The following is a 23581-nucleotide window of genomic DNA, read 5'->3' on the forward strand; positions in this document are numbered from 1 at the left end:
GGCAGCAGAGCAATGCAGCAACTCAATCCTTCCGAAATAAGTGAAATTATCAAGGGCCGCATCGAAAAGCTCGATGTGACCTCCCAAGCCCGTAACGAAGGCACTGTCGTCAGCGTTTCTGACGGTATCGTGCGGATTCACGGTCTGGCCGACGTCATGTACGGCGAGATGATCGAGTTTCCGGGCGGCGTCTACGGTATGGCCCTCAACCTCGAGCAAGACTCTGTAGGTGCCGTGGTACTGGGCGCATACACCACTCTGGCCGAAGGCATGAGCGCCAAGTGCACTGGCCGCATCCTCGAAGTTCCAGTGGGTAAGGAACTGCTGGGTCGCGTAGTCGACGCACTGGGTAACCCAGTCGACGGTAAAGGTCCGCTGAACAACACCGAGACCGACGCGGTCGAGAAAGTTGCTCCAGGCGTGATCTGGCGTAAGTCGGTAGACCAGCCTGTACAGACTGGCTACAAGGCCGTTGACGCCATGATCCCAGTCGGCCGTGGCCAGCGTGAGCTGATCATCGGTGACCGCCAGATCGGTAAGACCGCCATGGCGATCGACGCGATCATCAACCAGAAGAACAGCGGTATCTTCTGCGTCTACGTAGCCGTTGGTCAGAAGCAATCGACCATTGCCAACGTGGTTCGCAAGCTGGAAGAAAACGGCGCCCTGGCCAACACCATCATCGTGGCTGCCAGCGCTTCCGAATCGGCTGCCCTGCAGTTCCTGGCTCCGTACTCCGGTTGCACCATGGGCGAATACTTCCGCGACCGTGGTGAAGACGCGCTGATCGTTTATGACGATCTGTCCAAGCAGGCCGTGGCTTATCGCCAGATCTCCCTGCTGCTGCGTCGTCCACCAGGACGTGAAGCCTACCCAGGCGACGTGTTCTATCTCCACTCCCGTCTGCTGGAGCGCGCTTCCCGCGTTTCGGAAGAGTACGTAGAGAAGTTCACCAATGGCGCAGTGACTGGCAAGACCGGTTCCCTGACCGCCCTGCCGATCATCGAAACCCAGGCTGGCGACGTTTCCGCGTTCGTTCCGACCAACGTGATCTCCATCACCGACGGTCAGATCTTCCTGGAATCGGCCATGTTCAACTCGGGCATCCGCCCTGCAGTTAACGCCGGTGTTTCGGTATCCCGTGTAGGTGGTGCCGCTCAGACCAAGATCATCAAGAAGCTGTCCGGTGGTATCCGTACCGCCCTGGCTCAGTACCGTGAACTGGCGGCATTCGCCCAGTTCGCTTCTGACCTGGACGAAGCGACCCGCAAGCAACTTGAACACGGTCAGCGCGTTACCGAGCTGATGAAGCAGAAGCAATACGCGCCAATGTCCATCGCTGACATGTCGCTGTCGCTGTATGCCGCTGAGCGTGGGTTCCTGACTGACGTCGAAATCGCCAAGATCGGTAGCTTCGAACAAGCGCTGATTGCTTACTTCAACCGCGATCACGCCGACCTGATGGCGAAGATCAACGTGAAGGGTGACTTCAATGACGAAATCGACGCTGGCCTCAAAGCCGGTATCGAGAAGTTCAAGGCCACCCAAACCTGGTAAGCCGCAGCGGGAGCCGCAAGGCTCCCGCTTGCTAACCTGATAGGTGTTACATGGCAGGCGCAAAAGAGATTCGCAGTAAGATTGCGAGCATCAAAAGCACGCAAAAAATTACCAGCGCCATGGAAAAAGTGGCGGTCAGCAAAATGCGCAAGGCACAAATGCGCATGGCAGCTAGCCGTCCTTATGCGGAGCGCATCCGCCAGGTTATTGGTCATCTGGCCAACGCCAACCCGGAATATCGTCACCCGTTCATGATCGACCGCGCCATCAAGCGCGTCGGTTATATCGTGGTGAGCAGTGACCGTGGTCTGTGTGGTGGCTTGAACACCAACCTGTTCAAGGCCCTGGTCAAGGACATGGCGGTAAACCGCGAACAAGGCGTCGAGATCGATCTGTGCGTGGTCGGTAGCAAGGGTGCGGCCTTCTTCCGCAACTTCGGCGGTAACGTCGTTGCAGCTATCAGCCACCTGGGTGAAGAGCCGTCGATCAATGACCTGATCGGCAGTGTCAAGGTGATGCTGGATGCTTACCTGGAAGGCCGGATCGACCGCCTGTCCGTGGTATCCAACAAGTTCGTCAACACCATGACCCAGCAGCCGACCGTGGAGCAGTTGATTCCACTGGAGGCAACCCCGGATCAAGAACTCAAGCACCACTGGGACTATCTCTACGAACCGGATGCCAAGGAGCTGCTGGACGGCTTGATGGTCCGTTACGTGGAGTCGCAGGTCTACCAGGCGGTGGTCGAGAACAACGCAGCTGAACAAGCCGCGCGGATGATTGCAATGAAGAACGCCACCGACAACGCCGGTGATTTGATCAGCGATTTGCAGCTGATCTACAACAAGGCGCGTCAGGCTGCGATCACCCAAGAGATCTCGGAAATCGTCGGCGGCGCTGCCGCGGTTTAACGGTTCAAATATTCAGAGGATCCAGCTATGAGTAGCGGACGTATCGTTCAAATCATCGGCGCCGTTATCGACGTGGAATTTCCACGCGACAGCGTACCGAGCATCTACGACGCCTTGAAGGTTCAAGGCGCCGAAACCACTCTGGAAGTTCAGCAGCAGCTGGGCGATGGCGTGGTGCGTACCATTGCGATGGGCTCCACCGAAGGCTTGAAGCGCGGTCTGGATGTCAACAACACTGGCGCAGCCATCTCCGTACCGGTCGGTAAAGCGACCCTGGGCCGGATCATGGACGTACTGGGCAACCCAATCGACGAAGCCGGCCCGATCGGCGAAGAAGAGCGCTGGGGTATCCACCGCGCCGCTCCTTCCTTCGCGGAGCAGGCAGGCGGCAACGACCTGCTGGAAACCGGGATCAAGGTAATCGACCTGGTTTGCCCGTTCGCCAAGGGCGGTAAAGTAGGTCTGTTCGGTGGTGCCGGTGTGGGCAAGACCGTAAACATGATGGAACTGATCCGTAACATCGCCATCGAGCACAGCGGTTATTCCGTGTTCGCCGGTGTGGGTGAGCGTACTCGTGAGGGTAACGACTTCTACCACGAGATGAAGGATTCCAACGTTCTGGACAAGGTTGCCCTGGTCTACGGTCAGATGAACGAGCCACCAGGAAACCGTCTGCGCGTAGCGCTGACCGGCCTGACCATGGCCGAGAAGTTCCGTGACGAAGGTAACGACGTTCTGCTGTTCGTCGACAACATCTACCGTTACACCCTGGCCGGTACCGAAGTATCCGCACTGCTGGGCCGTATGCCTTCGGCAGTAGGTTACCAGCCGACCCTGGCTGAAGAGATGGGCGTGCTGCAAGAGCGCATCACTTCGACCAAGCAAGGTTCGATCACCTCGATCCAAGCGGTATACGTACCGGCGGACGACCTGACCGACCCGTCGCCAGCGACCACTTTCGCCCACTTGGACGCCACCGTCGTTCTGTCCCGTGACATCGCTTCCCTGGGTATCTACCCAGCGGTAGACCCACTGGACTCGACCTCCCGCCAGCTGGACCCGAACGTGATCGGCAACGAGCACTACGAGACCGCTCGCGGCGTTCAGTACGTACTGCAGCGTTACAAAGAGCTGAAGGACATCATCGCGATCCTGGGCATGGACGAGCTGTCGGAAGCCGACAAGCAGTTGGTATCCCGCGCTCGTAAGATCCAGCGCTTCTTGTCGCAGCCGTTCTTCGTGGCTGAAGTCTTCACTGGTTCTCCAGGTAAGTACGTTTCCCTGAAAGACACCATCGCTGGCTTCAAAGGCATCCTCAACGGTGACTACGACCATCTGCCGGAACAAGCGTTCTACATGGTCGGCGGCATCGACGAAGCGATCGAGAAAGCCAAGAAACTGTAATCCCGGCGCCCGGCAACGGGCGCTAATTTAGGTTGAGGCAAGCAGATGGCTATGACAGTCCATTGCGATATCGTCAGCGCGGAAGGGGAAATCTTCTCCGGTCTGGTGGAGATGGTGGTTGCGCACGGTGAACTGGGTGATCTTGGTATCGCTCTGGGTCACGCGCCGCTGATCACCAACCTGAAGCCAGGTCCGATCCGCTTGATCAAGCAGGGCGGGGAAACCGAGGTGTTCTACATCTCCGGTGGTTTCCTCGAGGTTCAGCCGAACATGGTCAAGGTTCTTGCCGACACCGTGCAACGCGCTGCCGACCTGGACGAAGCCTCCGCTCAGGAAGCCGTCAAGGCTGCTGAGAAGGCCCTGAATGAAAAAGGCGCAGATTTCGACTACGGATCTGCCGCTGCACGTCTGGCCGAGGCCGCAGCCCAGCTGCGTACCGTCCAGCAGATCCGCAAGAAGTTCGGCGGCTAAGCCGCAGGCTTTTTGTGTGATTGATTAAAAAGGGTAGCCTCGGCTACCCTTTTTATTTTCCGCATTCTCCCCTCTTGGTCACACTCGCGGACCACCCAGGATTGGTAGCCAGTCATGTCTCTCGAAATCGTTATCCTCGCAGCAGGCCAGGGCACGCGCATGCGTTCGGCACTGCCCAAGGTCCTTCACCCGGTTGCTGGCAACTCCATGCTCGGACATGTTATCCACAGCGCCCGCCAGCTCGATCCACAGCGCATCCACGTGGTGATCGGCCACGGCGCGGATGCGGTGCGCGAGCGCCTGGCCGCCGACGACCTGAATTTCGTGTTGCAGGACAAGCAGCTCGGCACCGGCCATGCAGTGGCCCAGGCCGTGCCCTTCATCCAGGCCGATACCGTACTGATCCTCTACGGCGATGTACCGCTGATCGAGGTCCAGACCCTGCAGCGCCTGCTCAAGCAGGCCGGCCCCGAGCAACTGGGCCTGCTCACCGTCGAGCTGGACGACCCTACCGGCTACGGGCGAATCGTGCGTGACGCCAATGGCAAGGTTGCGGCCATCGTCGAGCAGAAGGATGCCAACGAAGCCCAGCGCGCCATCACTGAAGGCAATACCGGCATTCTCGCCGTGCCCGGCAAGCGCCTCGGCGATTGGACCAGCCGTCTTTCGAACAACAACGCCCAGGGTGAGTACTACCTGACCGACGTGATCGCCATGGCGGTCAGCGATGGCCTGGTGGTTGCCACCGAGCAGCCCCTGGACGCCATGGAAGTGCAGGGCGCCAACGATCGCAAGCAACTCTCGGAGCTGGAGCGCCACTACCAGCTGCGCGCCGCCCGCCGCCTGATGGCCCAGGGCGTGACCCTGCGCGATCCGGCGCGTTTCGATGTGCGTGGCGAGGTCACGGTCGGGCGCGACGTGCTGATCGATATCAACGTCATCCTCGAAGGCCGGGTGGTCATCGAAGACGACGTGGTGATCGGCCCCAACTGCGTGATCAAGGACAGCACCCTGTGCAAGGGCGTGGTGATCAAGGCCAACAGCCATATCGACGGCGCGGTGATGGGCGAGGGCAGCGATGCCGGCCCGTTCGCCCGCCTGCGGCCCGGCAGTGTGCTGGAGGCTCGTGCCCATGTGGGTAACTTCGTCGAGCTGAAGAACGCCCACCTGGGCCACGGGGCCAAGGCCGGCCACCTGAGCTACCTGGGCGACGCGGTGATCGGCGCGCGTACCAACATCGGTGCCGGCACCATCACCTGCAACTATGACGGGGTGAACAAGCACAAGACGGTGCTGGGCGAAGACGTGTTCATCGGCTCCAATAACTCCCTGGTGGCGCCTGTGGATATCTCTTCCGGGGCCACTACCGCCGCCGGGTCCACCATCACCCAGGATGTCTCGCCAGCGCAGCTGGCCGTGGGTCGTGCGCGGCAGAAGAACATCGATGGCTGGAAGCGGCCACAGAAAATCAGCAAGAGCTGAGGTTATCCACAAGCACGGATGACCCATGCAGCATCAACCGGCCCCTGCAGTTGAACAGCAAGGGCCGGTTTTTTATGCGCGCGTGCTTGACGAAGTTTCGATCATGGGTTTTTATTGCCAACGTTATCTTTCGAATCGAAACTTAAATGCTCATATCGAAACGCAACACTCCCCAGCGCCGTCACAACATCCTGGCCTTGCTCAATGAACAAGGCGAGGTGAGCGTGGATGAGTTGGCCAAGCGTTTCGAAACCTCTGAAGTTACGATTCGTAAGGACCTCGCGGCCCTGGAAAGCAATGGCCTGCTGCTGCGCCGTTATGGCGGGGCGATCACCATGCCCCAGGAACTGGTCAGCGACCTCGGCCAGCCGGTATCCCGCCACAAGCAAGCGATTGCCCGGGCGGCGGTACAACGTATTCGTGAACATGCGCGCATCATCATCGACAGCGGCAGCACCACCGCGGCCATGATTCCCGAACTCGGCCAGCAGCCGGGCCTGGTGGTCATGACCAACTCGCTGAACGTGGCCAACGCCCTGAGCGAACTGGAACACGAGCCGGTGCTGTTGATGACCGGCGGCACCTGGGACCCGCACTCCGAGTCCTTCCAGGGCCAGGTGGCCGAGCAGGTCCTGCGCTCCTACGACTTCGATCAACTGTTCATCGGTGCCGATGGCATCGACCTGGCCCGTGGTACCACCACCTTCAACGAATTGCTGGGCCTGAGCCGAGTGATGGCCGAGGTGGCCCGTGAAGTTGTCGTGATGGTCGAATCCGACAAGATCGGCCGCAAGATTCCCAACCTGGAGCTGCCGTGGAGCAGCGTCCATACCCTCATTACCGACGATCGCCTGCCTCTCGAGGTCCGCGACCAGATCCAGGCCCGCGGCATAACTCTGATTTGCGCGGCTGTCAGCTAGGAGAAATACCATGTGTGGAATTGTTGGCGCCGTTGCTGAACGCAATATCACCGCCATTTTGCTGGAAGGCCTCAAGCGCCTCGAATACCGCGGCTACGACAGCGCCGGCGTGGCGGTTTTCACCAATACCGGCAAGCTCGAGCGCATGCGCCGCCCGGGCAAGGTCGCCGAGCTGGAACAAGCCCTGGCTGGCGAGCCGCTGGTGGGCCGCCTGGGCATCGCCCACACCCGTTGGGCCACCCACGGCGCGCCTTGCGAGCGCAATGCCCACCCGCATTTCTCCGGTGATCTGGCGGTGGTGCACAACGGCATCATCGAGAACCACGAAGCCCTGCGCGGACAACTCAAGGCCCAGGGCTACGAATTTACCTCGGACACCGATACCGAAGTCATCGCCCACCTGCTGAACCACAAGCTCAAGGACCTGGGCGACCTGACCGTGGCGCTCAAGGCCACCGTCAAGGAACTGCACGGTGCCTATGGCCTTGCCGTGATCAGCGCCAGCCAGCCGGATCGCCTCGTGGCGGCCCGTAGCGGCAGCCCGCTGGTGATCGGCCTGGGCCTGGGGGAGAACTTCCTGGCGTCCGACCAACTGGCCCTGCGCCAGGTCACCGACCGCTTCATGTACCTGGAAGAAGGCGATATCGCCGAGATCCGCCGCGACAGCGTGCAAATCTGGGACATCGACGGCAAGGCCGTGGAACGCGAGGCGGTGCAGTACCGCGATGGTGCCGAAGCGGCGGATAAGGGCGAATACCGCCACTACATGCTCAAGGAAATCCACGAGCAGCCATCGGTGGTGCAACGCACCCTGGAAGGTCGCCTGAGCAGCAACCAGGTACTGGTCCAGGCCTTCGGTCCCCAGGCCGTCGAGTTGTTCGCCAAGGTGCGCAATGTGCAGATCGTTGCCTGTGGCACCAGCTACCACGCCGGCATGGTCGCCCGTTACTGGCTGGAAGAACTGGCTGGCATTCCCTGCCAGGTGGAAGTCGCCAGTGAGTTTCGCTACCGCAAGGTGGTGGTGCAGCCCGACAGCCTGTTCGTGACCATTTCCCAGTCCGGCGAGACTGCCGATACCCTGGCCGCTCTGCGCAATGCCAAGGAGCTGGGCTTCCTCGCCAGCCTGGCGATCTGCAACGTCGGCATCAGCTCGCTGGTGCGTGAATCGGACCTGACCCTGCTGACCCAGGCCGGTCGCGAAATCGGCGTGGCCTCCACCAAGGCCTTCACCACGCAACTGGTGAGCCTGCTGCTGTTGACCCTGTCCCTGGGCCAGGTACGTGGCACCCTGGCAGCCGGCGTCGAAGCCGAGCTGGTGGAAGAGCTGCGGCGCTTGCCGATTCGCCTGGGTGAAGCCCTGGCCATGGACAGCGTGGTGGAGAAGACCGCGGAGCTGTTCGCCGACAAGCACCACACCCTGTTCCTCGGTCGTGGCGCCCAGTACCCGGTAGCGATGGAAGGCTCCCTGAAGCTCAAGGAAATTTCCTATATCCACGCCGAAGCCTACCCGGCCGGTGAGCTCAAGCACGGTCCGCTGGCCCTTGTGGATAACGACATGCCGGTGGTCACCGTGGCGCCGAACAACGAACTGCTGGAGAAGCTCAAGTCCAACCTGCAGGAAGTCCGTGCCCGTGGCGGTGAATTGGTCGTGTTCGCCGACGAGAAGTCGGGCATGACCAACGGTGAGGGCACCCATGTTATCCACATGCCGCATATCCACGACATCCTCTCGCCGATCCTCTACACCATCCCGTTGCAGCTGCTGTCTTACTACGTAGCCGTGCTCAAGGGCACCGACGTCGACCAGCCACGCAACCTGGCCAAGTCGGTGACCGTGGAGTGAGTTATCCACAGTTGGGCACCCGGCTGTAGATAACGGCCACTGCCGCAACCAACAGGGAGCCTGTCCAGGCTCCCTTTTTTGTCCGCGCAACTTTGCCCCCCGCAGGTTTTTTCACTGGGCCCAACGCTTCCACGCCGGTACACAGGCTCACCCGTCGCCGGCCGTTGCCGAAAGACCTGATCGATCAGGATCGACTTGTGTCGAGTTTTCGAAAAAACTACACACCTTCCCCGCAGGTGCCCGGCATTCCATCGGCACGATGTGCAGACCTGGTGCGCCCCCTGACGCCATGGCGGTGGATTATGCTGCTGGCTCGTGGCGCCTGTCGGCTGGGCGCCGCCATTCGAGATAGGCCATGGACAGATTTCAGGAAATGCAGGTGTTCGTCTGTGTCGCCCAGGAGCAGGGGTTCGCTGCCGCGGCGCGGCGCCTGAACCTGTCGGCGGCCAGCGTCACCCGGGCCGTGGCGGCCCTTGAGCAACGCATCGGCACCCAGTTGCTGGTGCGTACCACGCGCAACGTGCACCTGAGCGAAGCCGGGCAACGCTACCTGGAGGATTGCCGGCGCATTCTCGCCGAGGTCCAGGATGCCGAGGCCTCGGCTGCCGGCATTCATGCCCAGCCCCGGGGCCAACTGAGCCTGACTGCGCCGGTGCTGTTCGGCGAACTCTTCGTCACCCCGCTGCTGGTGCGCTACCTGCAACGTTATCCACAGGTCAGCGTCAATGCCCTGTTGGTGGATCGGATGGCCAACATGGTGGACGAGGGCATCGACGTGGCGGTACGCATCGGCGAGTTGCCGGACAGCGGCCAGCACAGTATCCGCGTCGGCCAGGTACGCCGGGTGATCTGCGCCTCTGCGGCATTCCTGGCCAGCCATGGTCGGCCACAGCACCCCGAAGATCTGCGCCAGGCGCCGGTGATCGCGCCGTCTTCCATTGGCCAGGCGCGCAACTGGCAGTTCAACGTCGCCGGTCGCGCCTTGAGCATCCGCCCCGAGCCTCGCTTGCTGGTGAGCGCCAGCCAGGCCGCCATTACCGCCGCCAGCCTGGGGCTGGGCCTGACCCGGGTGCTGTCCTACCAAGTGGCCGACAAGGTCGCGGCGGGGCAGTTGGAAATCGTCCTCGAGGCCTTCGAGCAGCCTCCCTTGCCCATCCATGTGGTGTACCAGGGCGGGCGCAAGGCGCCGGCGCGGGTGCGCAGCTTCGTCGATTTCGCAGTGCAGGCCCTGCGCGAGCATCCATCGCTCAATCCTTAAGCGAGATTGTTTCACCCAATGAAATGATGGTTTGTGTTTTCTGGTGATTCTGTTGTTTTTGTCCCGGCAGGAAGATAGCCCCTCCAGCGCGGCGCTTCGGCCGTGCACCTGCCCGTGGAGTCGTCCATGTCCCAGCCCGCCATCAAGTTCTACAACTTTCCCCGCTCCGGCCATGCCCACCGCGTCGAACTGATGCTGTCCCTGTTGGAATTGCCGGTCGAAACGATTTTCGTCGACCTGGCCAAGGGCGCCCACAAGCAGCCCGAGTTCCTGGCCCTCAACGCCTTTGGCCAGGTGCCGGTCATCGACGACCAAGGCGTGGTGATCGCCGACTCCAACGCGATCCTGGTGTACCTGGCGCAACGCTATGGCGATGGCCGCTGGCTGCCCACCGATCCAGCAGGAGCGGCGCAGGTGCAGCGCTGGCTGTCGGTGGCCGCGGGGCCGATCGCCTTCGGGCCGGCGGCGGCACGCTTGATCACCGTATTCGGCGCGACCTTCAACCCCGAGGAAGTCATCGCCCGCGCCCATGTCCTGCTCAAGGTCATGGATCAGGAACTGGCCGGCAGGCCGTTCCTGGTCGGCCAACAGGCGACCATCGCCGATGTCGCCGGCTACAGCTACATCGCCCACGCGCCGGAGGGCAACGTGTCCCTGGCCGACTACCCCCATGTGCGTGCCTGGCTGGAACGCATCGAAGCCCTGCCGGGTTTCGTCGCCATGCCATCCACGGCGGCGGGCCTGAAAAGCGCCTGAGGCGCCCCGAGGGAGGTTTGCATGAGCACCCAGTCGCCCTGGCACGCCGGTGAACGGCAGTTGCAGGCCCAGGCCGGGGTGGCCGAGCGCATGGAAGCCTTCGGGGCCAAGGTCATCCGCCAGGCCATGCCCGACCAGCATCGGCAGTTCTATCAACAGCTGCCGTTCATCCTGGTGGGCGCGGTGGATGCCGACGGCAGCCCCTGGGCGAGCCTTCTCGAAGGGCCGCCCGGTTTTGCCCGGGCCCCGCAGGACACCCGGCTGCGCCTGGACAGCCTGCCGGCCGCCGATGACCCGTTGCAGCTGCACGAGGGAGCGGCGCTGGGCCTGTTGGGGATCGAGCTGCACACCCGGCGGCGTAACCGTCTCAATGGACAGATCGCCACCCTCGACGCCCAAGGGTTCGAGGTGAGGGTGCGGCAGTCCTTCGGTAACTGCCCGCAGTACATCCAGCTGCGCGAGCTGCAACGGGTGCCGCTGGACGATCCAGCCAGCCGCCCGGCCCAGCATCACCGGGGTCTGGACGATGGCGCGCGGGCGCTGATCGCTGCCGCCGACACCTTTTTCGTCGCCAGCTACGTGGACCTGGAGGGCCAGCGTTCGGTGGATGTGTCCCACCGGGGCGGCCAGGCCGGTTTCGTCCGGGTCGAGGGCGATTGCCTGACCATCCCGGATTTCGCCGGCAACCTGCATTTCAATACCCTGGGCAACCTGCTGCTCAACCCTCGGGCCGGCCTGTTGTTCATCGATTTCCACAGCGGCGAGCTGCTGCAGCTCACCGGGTCCACCCAGATCATCCTCGACGACCCACTGGTCAGTGCCTTCCAGGGGGCCGAGCGGCTGTGGCGGGTCCAGGTGGAGCGCATGGTGCGGCGCCCGGCGGCCTTGTCCCTGCGTGGGCCGTTGCGCGGAGTGTCCCCCAACAGCCTGCTGACCGGCTCCTGGCCCCAGGCCGAGGCGCGCCTGCGGGCCCAGGCCCTGGGCCAGCAATGGCGGCCGCTGCGGGTGGTGCGGATCGAGGATGAAAGCCACAGCATCCGTTCGTTCTACCTGGAACCGGCGGACGGCGCGGGCTTGCCGCCTTTCCTACCCGGCCAGCACCTGCCGCTGCGGATCGGGCTCGACCCGCAGCCGCTGATCCGCACCTACAGCCTGTCCTGCGCCCCGTCCGATGGGTTCTTGCGCATCAGCGTCAAGCGCGAGGGGCGGGTATCCAGCTACCTGCACGATAAGGTCGAGGTGGGCGACCTGCTGCACGCCAGGGCGCCCCAGGGCCAGTTCAGCATCGAACCCCAAGGGCTGCGACCGCTGGTACTGCTGGCGGCCGGGGTGGGCATCACCCCCTTGCTGTCGATGCTGCGGGAGGTGGTCTACCAAGGCCTGCGCACCCGGCGCATGCGCCCCACCTGGTTGTTCCTGGGCTCGCGCACTCTGGCCGAACAGCCCTTTGCCGAGGAGCTGCGAACCCTCGGCGAGCAAGCCGGGGAGGCGCTGCAGGTACTGCGCCTGCTTAGCCAGCCGGAAGCGACGGCGCAGCCGGGCGTGGCCTTCGATCGGCAGGGGCGGATCGACACCCGGCTGGTGCTGGAACATCTGCCACTGGATGACTACGACGCCGTGGACTTCGTGCTGTGTGGTCCCGGGGCCTTCACCCAGGCGCTGTACGACCAGTTGCGCGACCTGGATATCGACGATCGGCAGATCCATGCCGAACCCTTTGGCCCCTCGACCGTGGGTCGGCGGCCCGGTCCCCAGGCCGTGCCGTTGCGGCAGCCGGCAGCGGCCACGAGCACGGTGCCGGTGCGCTTTGCGCGTTCTGGCCTGGTACATCACTGGCAACCTGCCAGCGGCAGCCTGCTGCAACTGGCGGAACGCGCCGGCCTGCACCCGGAATTCAGTTGCCGGGGGGGCTCCTGTGGCACCTGCCAGACCCGCCTGCTCAGTGGCCGGGTCAATTATCCACAGCCCCCCGCGCAGCTGCCGGAAGCCGGGCAAGTGCTGATCTGCTGCGCCGTTCCGGCTGTTGTGGATAACTCATCGGCACCCCTGGTGCTGGACCTGTAGAGCGAAGAAAAAAATCCTCCCCCGACGATTGCCGCCAACCCGCCCCCTGCGTAGGCTGACGCGAATTTTCTCGCCGCTGCCGCTGCCGCTGCCGCGGGCTGCGAGTGGCGGTTGCCGGGCCTATCGACCCGGCGATGTTCCAGGGTTTTCAGCGTTAAAGGGAATCAACGATCCATGCTCCACCGGGTTCTGCTCTGTCTTTGTGCCGTGTTCCTTTGCGGGCTGTCGCTCAGCGCCTGCCGCCAGGAGCAGGCGCCCGCGCTGGATCAGCAGCTGTACATCTGGCAACGGCAGTGGACCCCCGCCCACGCTGCGGCCCTGGCAGGATCCCGGGCAGACTTTTCCACAGTCCGGGTGTTGGCCTTGCAGGCTTTTCCACAGGCGGGCTGGAGCCGGGCGCGGATCGATGCCGATGTGCTGCGCCAGGATGGCCGTCGGCTGATCGCGGTGGTTCGCCTCGACGGGCAATTGCCCTCTCTGGATCAGGACGAAATCCTCGCCCAGGTGCAGCAACTGCTGGCCGATTGGCAAGGGCAGGGCCTGGTCCTGGCTGGCCTGGAGATCGATCACGATGCCGCCACCGCGCGGCTACCGGGTTATACCGCGTTGCTGGCGCGCTTGCGGGCCCAGTTACCGGCGCCCCTGGCCCTGAGCATCACCGCGCTTCCGGCCTGGCTTGGCAGCTCTGAACTGCCGAGGCTGTTGGCCCAGGTCGATGGCAGCGTGCTCCAGGTGCATGCAGTGAGCGACCCGCGCAAGGGCCTGTTCGACCCTGGGCAAGCCGAGCAATGGGCCCGAGGCTGGGCGCAGGTCACCGACAAACCCTTCTACCTGGCTCTACCCGCCTATGGCGTGGCCCTGCTGGCAGGTGGCGAGGGCGCGCCGCTGGTGGAGAGCGAGGCGCCCATCGCCCAGCGCGGCGAACGTCGCGAACTGATGGCCGACCCCGAACAACTGAGTCTGCTGGCCAAGACCCTGCGCAACGATCCACCGGCGCACCTGGCCGGCTTGATCTGGTTTCGCCTGCCGCTCAAGGGCGATGTCCGGGCCTGGAGCCTGGACACCCTCAAGGCGGTGGCCCGGGGCGAGGTACTGGCCAGCCGGCTGGACATCGGCCTGACTGAGCAGGATGGCTTGTTCGACATACGCTTGAACAACTCGGGCAACCTCGACCGTCCCCTGCCTGAACAACTGTCCCTGGCCGTTGCCCAATGCGACGGATTCGACGGGCTGGGTGGCTATACCGCCCAGTTGCGCGACGGCCAGCTGCTACTGACCCGCCAGCAGGCCGGCCGCCTGGCGGCAGGTGGCACCCGGGCCGTGGGTTGGGCCCGCTGTACGAAAATTGACCAAGGAGCTGTGCATGTTCGTCCCTAGATCTCGCCACCTGTTGTGCCTGAGTCTGTTCCTGCCCCTGGCTCCGGCCCTGGCGTGCGGGCCGACTTTCCCCATGCGCCTGCTGGGAGACCGTCCGCAAACCCTGGCGGAACTGCCCGAAGGCAGCTTCAAGTTCGAGATCAGCCGCCTGGGCCAGGCCGTTGCCGGGCTCAAGCCGGTGGCCAAGGACGCCTTCAATTCCGACTACAGCCTGCCCGAGAGCTACGAGGTGCAGCAGCGCAACTGGGCGGAACGACAGGGACTGGACGAGGCGCAGCGGACCCTGGTCGGCCAGTTGCGCAAGCTCGACGACGGACGCGCCGCCGAGCAGCAGGGCGCCAGCTTGCCGGCCGAGATCCGCCTCTATACCGCCGGTGCGGTGGCTTTCAATGCCGGGGACAGCCAACTGGCCGTTGAGTATTTCCGCAAGGTGCTGGAGCTGCCGACTCAACAGCGCGCATTGCGCAGTACCTGGGCCGCCTATTCCCTGGGCCGGGCCTTGAGGTCCATCCATGAAGAAGCCAACGAACTGGACGAGCAGGGCCGGCGCGAGACCTTGCAGGCGGCGCGCCAGGCGTTCATCCAGGCGCGCCAGCTGAGCATCGACGGCTTCAGTGACCCGCTGGAACTGGGCATCGCCAGCCTCGGCGAAGAGGCCCGGATCCTCAAGGACCAGGGTGACTGGAGCCAGGCCATCGACCTGTATGCCAGCCAGAGCCTGCAGGGTTCGGAGGTCGGCTACAGCTCCCTGAAACAAGTGGTGAACGAGCTGGGCAGCCTGCCGGACGAGCAGTTGCTGGAGCAGCTCAAGAAGCCTGCGGTGGCGCGCCTGCTCACCGCTTCGCTGGTGTCCCACCAGGGCTGGTCCTTTGGCGAAAGACCGGACGCCGAACGCAACCTGATCAAGCTCTTGAGCCAGGGCACCGCCGGCAGTTTCGACAATGCCGACCGGCTGGCGGCACTGAATTACCAGAATGGCGACTTCGCCACCACCAAGCTCTTGCTCGAGCACGCCGGCGAGGGTGGCCTGGCCTGGTGGCTGCGGGCCAAGATGGCCGTGCGCGACGGCGACAAGGTGGCCGCCGCGGCCGCCTACGCCAAGGCCTCCGCGGCCTTCCCCCGGGATGAGAGCTGGGGCTTTCGCGGCGACTACGACGGCAACTACGAAGACCTCAAGCCGGGCTGCCGGGTGGAAGGCGAAAGCGCGGTGCTGGCCCTGGAACGTGGCGACTACGTGCAGGCGTTCGAGTTGCTCTACCGCAGTGGCGAGATCTACTGGCACGACGCGGCGACCGTCGCGGAGCGGGTGCTGACCGTAGATGAGCTCAAGCGTTTCGTCGACGCCCAGGTCCCGGCGCCGCCACCGACGCCCAAGCAGGCGGACGACTACTACGAGCACTTGCCGATCGCCGCGCAGCTGCGCGAGCTGCTGGGGCGACGCCTGCTGCGCGAAGGCCGTTACCAGGAAGGCTGGGGCTATTTCGACAGTCCCGAACGCCAGGCCATCGCCAAGGCCTACGGCGAGTATCGCCAGCGGGCCGAGTCGGCCTGGCTGCCGACGCGCCGTGCCGAGGCCTACTACCAGGCCGGCCAGCTGGCGCGGACCTCGGGCATGGAGATCCTCGGCTACGAGATGGGGCCGGATTACCACAGCCTCTGGGGCAGCTATAGCCTGGAGATCCCACCGGTACAGGCCGGTCCTTTCCTCAGCGCCGACGAAGTGCAGCGCCAGCAGGCCAGTACCGCCGAGCCCGATGTGCGCTACCACTACCGCTACGTAGCCGGGGAGCTGGGCAACCGCGCGGCGGATTACCTGCCGCACACCAGCCAGGCCTTCGCCGCGGTGCTGTGCAAGGCCGCACGCTGGACCCGGGGCTCGGACCTGGAGATCGACTACTACAAGCGCTACGTGGAACACGGGCCGTTCGTGGAGTGGGCCGGCAACTTCGGCATGAACTGCCAGGAGCCGGACTTCGGCAGTGCCAACAAACGCTATGTGACCCAATGGATCGACGCGGTCCGCTCCAGCCTTGGGCAGCACAAGCTGGCCGCCGTCGGTGGTGCGGCGCTCCTGCTGCTGGGCGGCGCCTACCTGATCCGCCGCCGCAAGGCGTAGCCGCCAGACCGGGTTGCGCGGTATGCCTGATGGATCGCGGTGCCTGGTGTTACGGGTGCTGCGCACGGCTCGGCACGAGCCGCCAGGTCAGGTCCTACGGTCTGCGGCCAAATCAGGCTTGCTGGACGAAGGTCAGGCGCAGGGCGAAGCCGATCAGCAGGCTGCCGAACAGCCATTGCTGCAGGCGTTGCGCCGAAGGGCTGCGTTGCATCCAGCGACCCAGCCCGGCGCCGGCCAGGGCGTAGCAGCAGTCGAACAGCCCACCGACGCCCACCAGCAACACGCCCAGGGTGATGAATTGCGGCGCCACCGCCCCGGCCTGGGGGTCGACGAACTGCGGCAACAGCACCGAGCAGAACAGCAGGGCCTTGGGGTTCAGCAGGTTGGTCAGCACCCCGCGCTGGATCGCCTGGCGCCAGCGCAAGGGCGTGGCCGCCGCGCCGCTGCCGTCCAGCGCGGGCAGCAGGTTGCTCCTCAGGCACTGGATGCCGATCCACAGCAGGTAGGCCGCACCGGCCAGGCGCACCACGTCGAAGGTCCAGGGCGCGGCCTTGAACAGCGCCGCCAACCCCAGGGCCGCCAGGGCCACATGGCAGCCCCGGGAGATGGCCAGGCCCAGGGCCGTGGCCAATGCCTGGGCCTTGCCCTGGCGGGCGCCGGTCTGCAACAGCAGGATCATGTCGGGCCCGGGCAGCAGGTAGACCACCGCCAGGGCCAGGAAAAACATCCACAGTTGCGCCACCTTGCACCCCCATTCGTTGTCGAGTCGGTGCCCACAGTTTAGGGCTGGAGGGCAGGGCAGGTGCTTGCGTAATCAGCCAGCAAATAAGCGGAAGTTGGCATAATCTTCCAGGATTCAGCCAAAGGACCAGCCGAATATGCCAAACATCAAACTCGACGCCTATGACCGCAAGATCCTCGCCGCCCTGCAGCGCGACGGTCGCTTGAGCAATGTGCAACTGGCGGAGGAGATCGGCCTGTCGCCATCGCCCTGCCTGCGCCGGGTGCGGATGCTGGAGGAGGCCGGGGTGATCCGCGGCTACCAGGCGGTCCTGGCCCGGGATGAAGTGGGGCTTGGGCTGACGGTGTTCGTCGGGGTCAAGGTCGAGCGGCACAACGATGCGGAAGCCGAAGCCTTCCGCCAGGCCGTGTTGCAGTTGCCGGAGGTGATCTCGGCATTCCTGGTATCCGGCGAGTCGGACTTCCTGCTGCAAGTGGTGGTGCCCGACCTGCGGGGTTACGACCGCTTTCTTACCGGCCATCTGCTGAAGATCCCGGGGGTCAGCGATATCCGCAGCAATTTCGCGATCCACACGGTGAAGACTCCAGGCCCCTTGCCGCTGGGCCACCTGCCGGGCTGACCTGGCTCGTGGCGAGGGTGCCTGCGCACGCTCGCCACAGGGCAAGCTGCTAGTGCCCGGTCAGGTCCACCAGTAGCGCACCAGGTGGAAGAAGATCGGCGCGGCGAAGCACACCGAGTCCAGGCGGTCGAGCATGCCACCGTGGCCTTCGATCATGTGCCCCCAGTCCTTGACCCCGCGATCGCGCTTGATCGCCGACATCACGATGCCGCCGGCAAAGCCCAGCAGGTTGATCAGCAAGGCGATGAGGAACGACTGCCAGATGCTGAACGGGGTGATCCACCACAGCGCGCCGCCGATCAGCGAGGCCAGCAGGATGCCGCCGACAAAACCCTCGACGGTCTTGGACGGCGACAGGTTGGGGGCGATCTTGCGCTTGCCGAAGAGTTTTCCACAGACGTACTGCAACACGTCCGAAAGCTGCACCACGATCACCAGGTAGGCGATCAGCAACAGGTTGCGGCCCTCGTAGCCGGCGATGTCCAGGGTCAGCAGGGCCGGGACGAAGGATACGCAGAACACCGCGATCATCAGGCCCCACTGGACCTTGGAGGCGCGCTCCAGGAAGTGCGTGCTGTCGCCGCCCAGGGAGGCGAGGATCGGCAGCAGCAGGAACACGTACACCGGGATGAAGATCGAGAACAGCCCGTACCAGTCCGAATAGATCAGCAGGTACTGCAGGGGCAGGGCCAGGTAGAACGCCGCCACCAGCGCCGGGTAATCGCTGCGCCGGGTCGGGGTCAGGGTCAGGAACTCGCGCAGGGCATAGAACGACACGGCATAGAACAGCAGGATCACCGCCGCGGTGCCGAGCCAGAAGGCAATGCCGATCACCAGCACCATCACCCACCAGGCGTTGATCCGCGCGTTGAGGTTGTCGATCACCGGGTTGGGGCTGCCCCGGGTACGCCACTTGAGGATCAATCCGATCAGCGAGGCCAGCACCAGGATGGCGCCAATGCCGCCGAACAACATCAGGGTCTGCTTATCCATTTCAGGCGTGCTCCGGAGCCAGGGCCAGCAGCGCGGCGCGGCTGCGTTCGAGAAAGTCTTCCTTGCTTTCGCCGTCTTCCACCGCCAGGGGCGCGCCAAAGCTGGTGGTGCACAGCAGCGGCAAGGGCAGGAAACGGCCCTTGGGCATGACCCGGTTGAGGTTGGCGATCCACACCGGGATCACCTCCACCTGTGGATAACGCTTGGCCAGGTGATACAGGCCGCTCTTGAACGGCAGCAGGCCGTCTTCCGGGTTGCGTGTGCCCTCGGGAAAGATGATCAGCGAATCGCCCTGCTCCAGGGCATCGAGCATCGGCTGCAGGGGATTGTTATCCACAGCCTCCTTGCGCTCGCGGTCGATCAACACGCCGTTGAACACCCGGTTGATGATGTAGCGCCGCACGCCGCTTTTCTGCCAGTAGTCGGCGCCGGCCACGGGGCGGGTCAGGCGTCGCAGTGCCGGCGGCAGCGAGGCCCACAGCAGCACGAAATCGCCGTGGCTGCTGTGGTTGGCGAAGTAGATGCGTTGCACCGCCTGCGGCGCCGAGCCCAGCCACAGGCTGCGGGCGCCGGTGATGCTGCGGGCGGCGGAGGTGATGAGATTGGCAACCAGGGGTTCGAACATGGGCATTCCTTATCCGGCAAAGGCCAGCCAGGGGCTGATCAGGATCACGCTCAACAGCACCAGCACTTGGGTCGCCAGCAGCAGCGCCTGGCGCCGCAGCAGGCCCAGGGCACCCTGGCTGCGTTCGTGCCAGGGCCGTCCGCCGTGCTCGACGGGCTGCAGGCCGAGGCTGCTCAGGGCCTGGTCCAGGGCGCGGGTGCTGTGCTCCAGGGAGGTCGGGGCATCGGCCACCCGCTGGAACAGGTCGGCATCGAAGGCCACCCGCAGTGCCAGGTACTTTTCCACAACCCCCAGGGCCACCAGGGCGAGGCTCAGCAGCAGCCCGGCGAGGGTAACGCTGGCGAGCAGGTACTGACCCAGGCCATACAAGCCGCCGAGCAGGGTCAGGCCTGTGGATAACTGGTCCAGGGCCTGGCCTCGGCGCAGCAGGCTGGCGACGCTGTACAACTGCATGTCAGTGGTGAGCGTGGGCATGGGCTGGGCTCCTGGCGTTGACCAGGCTTTCCAGGGCCTGGCGATGGGCGGCATGCAGGACGATTTGCGGCCGCGCCCGGCGCAGCTGGACCAGGGCGCTGTCCACCGTGGCCGCGCGCCCACTGTGCAACAGCCAGGCGGCAATCGCCGTGGCGCTGCGCGAATAACCCAGGGCGCAGCACACCAGTAGCGGGCCGTACTGGCGCTGGCGTTCGATGGCTTGGGCCGCGGCCAGGCACTGGGCCGGGCTCGGCGCGCACAGGTCGAGCAGCGGCAGGTTCTGGTAGGCCGCCAGCGAGCGGCCGTCCAGGGACAGCTCGGCGCACAGGTCGAGCACCGCGGCGAACGGGCTGGCGTCCAGTTCGGCCGGCGTCGGCAAGCGTCCCAGCCAGACGTTATCCACAACCTGGTCCGGTTGTGGATGATTTCTTGTCCACAACCGCGAGTTGATCCACGCCGCTGCCAGGTAAGGCGCCAGCAGCCAGCGGGCGGCGGGGCCCAGGCGGCCATCGGCGCGTTTCTGGAAGCCGGCGGCATCCAGCAAGGCATAGTTCACCGCCACCAGCAGCAGCGCCACCGCCGGCCACAGCAGCCACAGGCCGATGCCGCCCCAGGCCCAGGCCGCCAGGGTGAATGCCGCCGCTCCCAGGGCATAGCGCAGGGCCAGTCGGCGGCGCTGCGGGTCATGGCTGAAGTGGGCGCTGGCCAGCGGGCTGGGACGATCCAGCGGCCACAACCAGACGCACAGCCAGCCGGCCAGGGCGCCTGTGGGCACATCGATGAAGTGGTGTTGATAAGTGGTCAGTACCGAAATCCCGATCAGCGCGAACCAGCCATGCACCAGCCAGCGCCAGGCCCCGTGGATATGCCGCGCATAGCAGACCCACAGCACCACTAGCAGGGCGATGTGCAGGGACGGCGCCTGGTTGAAGGGCTTGTCGAAACCCGCCAGCACCGCGAACAACCAGCCGAACAGCCCGTCCAGTTCCGGCCGGGGGAAGGTGAACCGCAGCGGCCAGAGCAGGAAGCAACTGACGGCGATCACCTGGGCGCTGAGCAGGCGCAGGGCGTGGCGCTTGAGTTCGTCGCGGCTGCGCGGCAGCAGCAATGACAGGCCGTAGAGCAGGTCGATGGACCAGTAGGGGACGATGGTCCAGGCCCAGAACGGCATGTGTCGTTCCCAGTCGAAGACCAGGCTGGCGACGTCGTCGCGCTGCGCTGTGACCCAGGTGGCGAAGCCATAGGTGCCGAAGAACAACGGTGCCAGCAACAGCAGCCAGAGCACCGCGGGCTTGAGCAATCCGGGTTCGCGCGCCGGCAGGGCGCCTGTGGCCATCATTGCACCCGCTGCGCCAGGGATACGCTGAAGATGCCCCATTCATCCACGCGCATCGTCACCTTGCGAAAGCCTGCGGCCTCCACCAGTTGGTCCATCTCTGCCTGGGTCCGGCGGCGCATGACCCAGGCCTGGCCCTCGCGGTGGCTGGTCAGGGCCCGGGCGATCAGCTCCAACTGCGGGTGCCAGGGCTGGCCGGTGTACACCAGGTAGCCGCCAGGCTCCACGGCGCTGGCCAGGCCGGCCAGGGAGTCGCCCACCATCTGGTTGTCGGCGAACAGCTCGTACAGGCCGGAAACCACCGCCAGGGTCGGCTTGGGGTCCAGGGCAGCGAGATCGTCACGATCGAAGGCGTTGCCTTTGACGAAGCGGGCGATGTCGCCCAGGCCTTTTTCCTGGATCAGGGCGCTGCCGTCGCGCACATTGATGTCGCTGTAGTCGCGCAGCAGGATCGATTCCGGCAGCGGCGCGACGCCTTGCAGGGCCTCGAGGATATAGCGGCCATGGCCGGCGGCGATATCGACGATGCGCACTTCGCTGCCTTGTCCACGCAGCTGTTCCATGGCCAGGCGCAGCAGTTCTTCCACATGCAGCTTGCGCTGGCGAATGCCGCGCCAGCCGATGGAGTTCAGGTAGTTCTGGTCGATCAAGCGGCCCACTGGGGTATGTCCGGTCGGGCGGTTGCGATAGACATAGTCCAGGGTGCTGCCGGAGTCGAAGCCGGTGTCGAACCCCAGCTTGACCCCCGCCGATAACTGGCTGCCCAGGCGCATGCTGGCGCGGGTGGCCCGCCAGTACAGGTCGCGCAGCGAGTTGCGTGGCAGCGGCGCGGCCAGGGCCTCGGATTCGGCGCAGGTGGCGCCCAGGCGGTCGGCGTCCAGCAGGGCAGGGCGCTGCAAAGGAAGGGTGAAGTTGTGCAGGATGAAGCGGCGGATGCTGGCCATGGCCGGGGCGCGTTCCTTTTCGCCCAGGGTGTCGTGGAAGAAGCCGGGAAGGATGTGCTTTTCCTTGCGCAGGCTGCCCAGGCGCTCGAAGAACTGCTCCTGGGGCTTGCGATGCACCACGAAGTCGGACCCGGAGATCAGCAGCTGGGTCGGCACCTGGATCGCCTGGGCATCGGCCACCACCCGGTCTGCCGCCTCATATAGGCCCAGCAGGACATTGACCGAAATCGCCTTGGTGATCAGCGGATCGCTGTCATAGCTCTCGACTCGTTGCGGGTCGTGGCTCAAGAAGCGTGCCTTGACGTAGCTGTTGACGAAGAAGTTGCCGCGAAAGCGCCGCATCAGGGCCAGGCCGGGACGGGCGAACGGTACGTAGAGCTTGACCTTGAAGGCCGGGGAGGCCAGCACCAGGGAGCGGATCCGCGGCGCGTAGTCGTGGACCCAGGTGGCGGCAATCACCGCACCGACGCTCTGGGCCACCACGGCGATGTTGTCCTCGGCGATCTGGTGGGCGCTGCCCAGGTGGTCGCAGAAGGTCTGCACGTCGCGCACGCTGGTGGCGAAGCTCGGGCTGTCGCCCCGGGCACCCGGCGACTGGCCGTGGCCGCGGGCATCCCAGGCGAAGAAATCGATGTGCGGCAGGTCCAGCTCGTCCACCAGGTGGGCGATGCGCCCGGAGTGCTCGTGGCCGCGGTGGAACAGCATCACCGCCTGGCGCGGCGCGCCAGGAGCCACTTCGGTGGCTGGCCAATGGCGGTAGAACAGTTCGACACCATCATGGGTCCGGAACGTCTGGTGTTGGGCTTCGCGCATAGCCATTTCCTTATGCAGAGGGAGCGTTGTGCTGAACTTCTTCGAGGCCCTGGCGGACCCGGTTGATCAGGGTGTAGACCAGCAAGGCGGCGACCAGCGCCAGGGCGGCGTTTATCCACAGGGCGCCGAGCCAGCCCAGGGCGATGCCGGTGGCCAGCACGCCGAGGACGAAGGCCCGGTCGCTCTTGCCCATGGGGCCGTCATAGCGTCGGGAGGCGCCGACCATCGGCCCCATTACCCCGGCGTACTCGCTGAACAACGCCAGCAGGGTCACCGCCAGCACCAGCGGCAGGCTGACTCCGGGCAGCAGGGCGAAGGGCAGGATCAGGGCGCTGTCGGCCACTACGTCGCAGAGTTCGTTGAGGTAGGCGCCCAGGCGCGACTGCTGGCCGAATTCCCGGGCCAGCATGCCGTCGATGGCGTTGAGCGCCATGCGCAGGATCATCCACACGGGGATCAGGGCGAAGAGCCAGGCGTGGTTGGCGAACACGGCCACCAGCGCGCCCACCAGCAGGGAAACCACCGCGGCCAGCACGGTGACCTGGTTGGCCGTGGTGCCGTTGGCATAGAGGCGTTGCACCAATGGCCGCAGCAGGTTCTGAAAGCGTGGCTTGAGCTGGTAGATCGAAAGCATGATGGGACGTTTCCTTGTCGCACGCGGGAAGCAGGGCTGGATTATTGCCGTAAATGCCGGGGGCCGACATCACAAGTTGTGGCATTTGAGCAAACAGCGATCTTTCGGTTCTACGACGCATGCATTGGATGAAAAGACATGGCGGGCGACAAAAATTTCACCAGAACCGTTATACAGTAACGAGTTGTATCCAAAAATTTCGGCGGTGGGTTTCTTTACAGCGCCGAAGCAGAGCGGCGGAG

General features: G+C 64.6%; 21 protein-coding genes. 14 read left to right on the forward strand and 7 right to left on the reverse strand.

Annotation, left to right across the window (positions count from 1 at the left end; translation table 11 throughout):
* Positions 1-12 precede the first annotated feature (12 nt).
* The 12 genes from atpA to ACK6AU_RS14045 all read left to right on the forward strand — a co-directional run bounded on the left by atpA (position 13) and on the right by ACK6AU_RS14045 (position 16159).
* The gene (gene atpA, locus ACK6AU_RS13990; RefSeq protein ID WP_185696764.1) at positions 13-1557 is read left to right on the forward strand and encodes a F0F1 ATP synthase subunit alpha; all 1545 of its coding nucleotides are present in this window, start codon (positions 13-15) and stop codon (positions 1555-1557) included.
* A gap of 50 nt (positions 1558-1607) precedes the next feature.
* Positions 1608-2468 (forward strand): F0F1 ATP synthase subunit gamma, encoded by an 861-nt coding sequence (gene atpG / locus ACK6AU_RS13995; protein ID WP_031320767.1) that lies wholly within the window; start codon positions 1608-1610, stop codon positions 2466-2468.
* Between the two features lie 27 nt (positions 2469-2495).
* The gene (gene atpD, locus ACK6AU_RS14000; RefSeq protein WP_047290153.1) at positions 2496-3872 is read left to right on the forward strand and encodes a F0F1 ATP synthase subunit beta; all 1377 of its coding nucleotides are present in this window, start codon (positions 2496-2498) and stop codon (positions 3870-3872) included.
* 45 nt (positions 3873-3917) lie between these two features.
* On the forward strand, positions 3918-4343 hold the full coding sequence (locus ACK6AU_RS14005) for a F0F1 ATP synthase subunit epsilon (protein ID WP_058438442.1): 426 nt from the start codon (positions 3918-3920) through the stop codon (positions 4341-4343).
* 114 nt (positions 4344-4457) lie between these two features.
* Positions 4458-5825, forward strand: a complete 1368-nt coding sequence (gene glmU, locus ACK6AU_RS14010; protein WP_409299635.1) for a bifunctional UDP-N-acetylglucosamine diphosphorylase/glucosamine-1-phosphate N-acetyltransferase GlmU — start codon at positions 4458-4460, stop codon at positions 5823-5825.
* A 146-nt stretch (positions 5826-5971) separates the two neighbouring features.
* Complete coding sequence (locus ACK6AU_RS14015; protein ID WP_185696766.1) at positions 5972-6745, forward strand: DeoR/GlpR family DNA-binding transcription regulator; 774 nt, start codon at positions 5972-5974, stop codon at positions 6743-6745.
* A gap of 10 nt (positions 6746-6755) precedes the next feature.
* Entirely contained in the window at positions 6756-8588 is a 1833-nt protein-coding gene (gene glmS / locus ACK6AU_RS14020; RefSeq protein WP_409299636.1) for a glutamine--fructose-6-phosphate transaminase (isomerizing), read from the forward strand.
* Between the two features lie 355 nt (positions 8589-8943).
* Positions 8944-9846, forward strand: a complete 903-nt coding sequence (locus ACK6AU_RS14025; protein ID WP_185696768.1) for a LysR family transcriptional regulator — start codon at positions 8944-8946, stop codon at positions 9844-9846.
* 126 nt (positions 9847-9972) lie between these two features.
* A complete protein-coding gene (locus ACK6AU_RS14030) occupies positions 9973-10602 on the forward strand; it encodes a glutathione S-transferase family protein (protein WP_409299637.1) in 630 nt (209 codons plus the stop codon).
* Positions 10603-10623: 21 nt separating this feature from the next.
* Positions 10624-12666, forward strand: a complete 2043-nt coding sequence (locus ACK6AU_RS14035; protein ID WP_409299638.1) for a pyridoxamine 5'-phosphate oxidase family protein — start codon at positions 10624-10626, stop codon at positions 12664-12666.
* Positions 12667-12840: 174 nt separating this feature from the next.
* On the forward strand, positions 12841-14043 hold the full coding sequence (locus ACK6AU_RS14040) for a DUF3142 domain-containing protein (protein ID WP_409299639.1): 1203 nt from the start codon (positions 12841-12843) through the stop codon (positions 14041-14043).
* Positions 14030-16159 (forward strand): hypothetical protein, encoded by a 2130-nt coding sequence (locus ACK6AU_RS14045; protein WP_409299640.1) that lies wholly within the window; start codon positions 14030-14032, stop codon positions 16157-16159. Before ACK6AU_RS14040 ends, ACK6AU_RS14045 begins: the two co-directional genes overlap by 14 nt.
* A gap of 112 nt (positions 16160-16271) precedes the next feature.
* Here ACK6AU_RS14045 and ACK6AU_RS14050 read toward each other — a convergent pair whose 3' ends face one another.
* Positions 16272-16901 (reverse strand): LysE family translocator, encoded by a 630-nt coding sequence (locus ACK6AU_RS14050; RefSeq protein WP_031320755.1) that lies wholly within the window; start codon positions 16899-16901, stop codon positions 16272-16274.
* Positions 16902-17046: 145 nt separating this feature from the next.
* Between ACK6AU_RS14050 and ACK6AU_RS14055 the strand changes: the two genes are divergently transcribed.
* Positions 17047-17520, forward strand: a complete 474-nt coding sequence (locus tag ACK6AU_RS14055) for an Lrp/AsnC family transcriptional regulator (protein ID WP_031320754.1) — start codon at positions 17047-17049, stop codon at positions 17518-17520.
* Positions 17521-17580: 60 nt separating this feature from the next.
* Here ACK6AU_RS14055 and ACK6AU_RS14060 read toward each other — a convergent pair whose 3' ends face one another.
* From ACK6AU_RS14060 to ACK6AU_RS14085, 6 genes are read right to left on the reverse strand one after another with little or no spacing between them, the layout of a single operon-like run.
* Positions 17581-18513 carry a phosphatidate cytidylyltransferase gene (locus ACK6AU_RS14060; protein WP_053137755.1) on the reverse strand — a complete coding sequence of 311 codons (933 nt, stop codon included), beginning with the start codon at positions 18511-18513 and terminating at the stop codon, positions 17581-17583.
* Position 18514: 1 nt separating this feature from the next.
* Complete coding sequence (locus ACK6AU_RS14065) at positions 18515-19138, reverse strand: 1-acyl-sn-glycerol-3-phosphate acyltransferase (RefSeq protein ID WP_053137752.1); 624 nt, start codon at positions 19136-19138, stop codon at positions 18515-18517.
* Positions 19139-19147: 9 nt separating this feature from the next.
* Positions 19148-19612: a hypothetical protein gene (locus ACK6AU_RS14070; RefSeq protein WP_022641974.1), complete on the reverse strand. Its 465-nt coding sequence runs from the start codon at positions 19610-19612 to the stop codon at positions 19148-19150.
* On the reverse strand, positions 19593-20948 hold the full coding sequence (locus ACK6AU_RS14075; RefSeq protein ID WP_409299641.1) for a phosphatase PAP2/dual specificity phosphatase family protein: 1356 nt from the start codon (positions 20946-20948) through the stop codon (positions 19593-19595). Before ACK6AU_RS14075 ends, ACK6AU_RS14070 begins: the two co-directional genes overlap by 20 nt.
* Positions 20948-22705 (reverse strand): bifunctional alpha/beta hydrolase/class I SAM-dependent methyltransferase, encoded by a 1758-nt coding sequence (locus tag ACK6AU_RS14080; RefSeq protein ID WP_185696775.1) that lies wholly within the window; start codon positions 22703-22705, stop codon positions 20948-20950. The genes ACK6AU_RS14075 and ACK6AU_RS14080 overlap by 1 nt, the downstream gene beginning before the upstream one ends.
* Before the next feature lie 10 nt (positions 22706-22715).
* The gene (locus ACK6AU_RS14085; protein ID WP_185696776.1) at positions 22716-23339 is read right to left on the reverse strand and encodes a CDP-alcohol phosphatidyltransferase family protein; all 624 of its coding nucleotides are present in this window, start codon (positions 23337-23339) and stop codon (positions 22716-22718) included.
* On the opposite strand from ACK6AU_RS14085, the gene ACK6AU_RS14090 reads away from it, so the two are divergent.
* On the forward strand, positions 23338-23581 hold a 244-nt coding region (locus ACK6AU_RS14090), incomplete at its 3' end, for a hypothetical protein (protein WP_409299642.1). The two genes, ACK6AU_RS14085 and ACK6AU_RS14090, sit on opposite strands and share 2 nt — an antisense overlap.

This window comes from Pseudomonas sp. KCJK8993 (genome assembly GCF_046230915.1).
GTDB lineage: Bacteria > Pseudomonadota > Gammaproteobacteria > Pseudomonadales > Pseudomonadaceae > Aquipseudomonas > Aquipseudomonas piscis.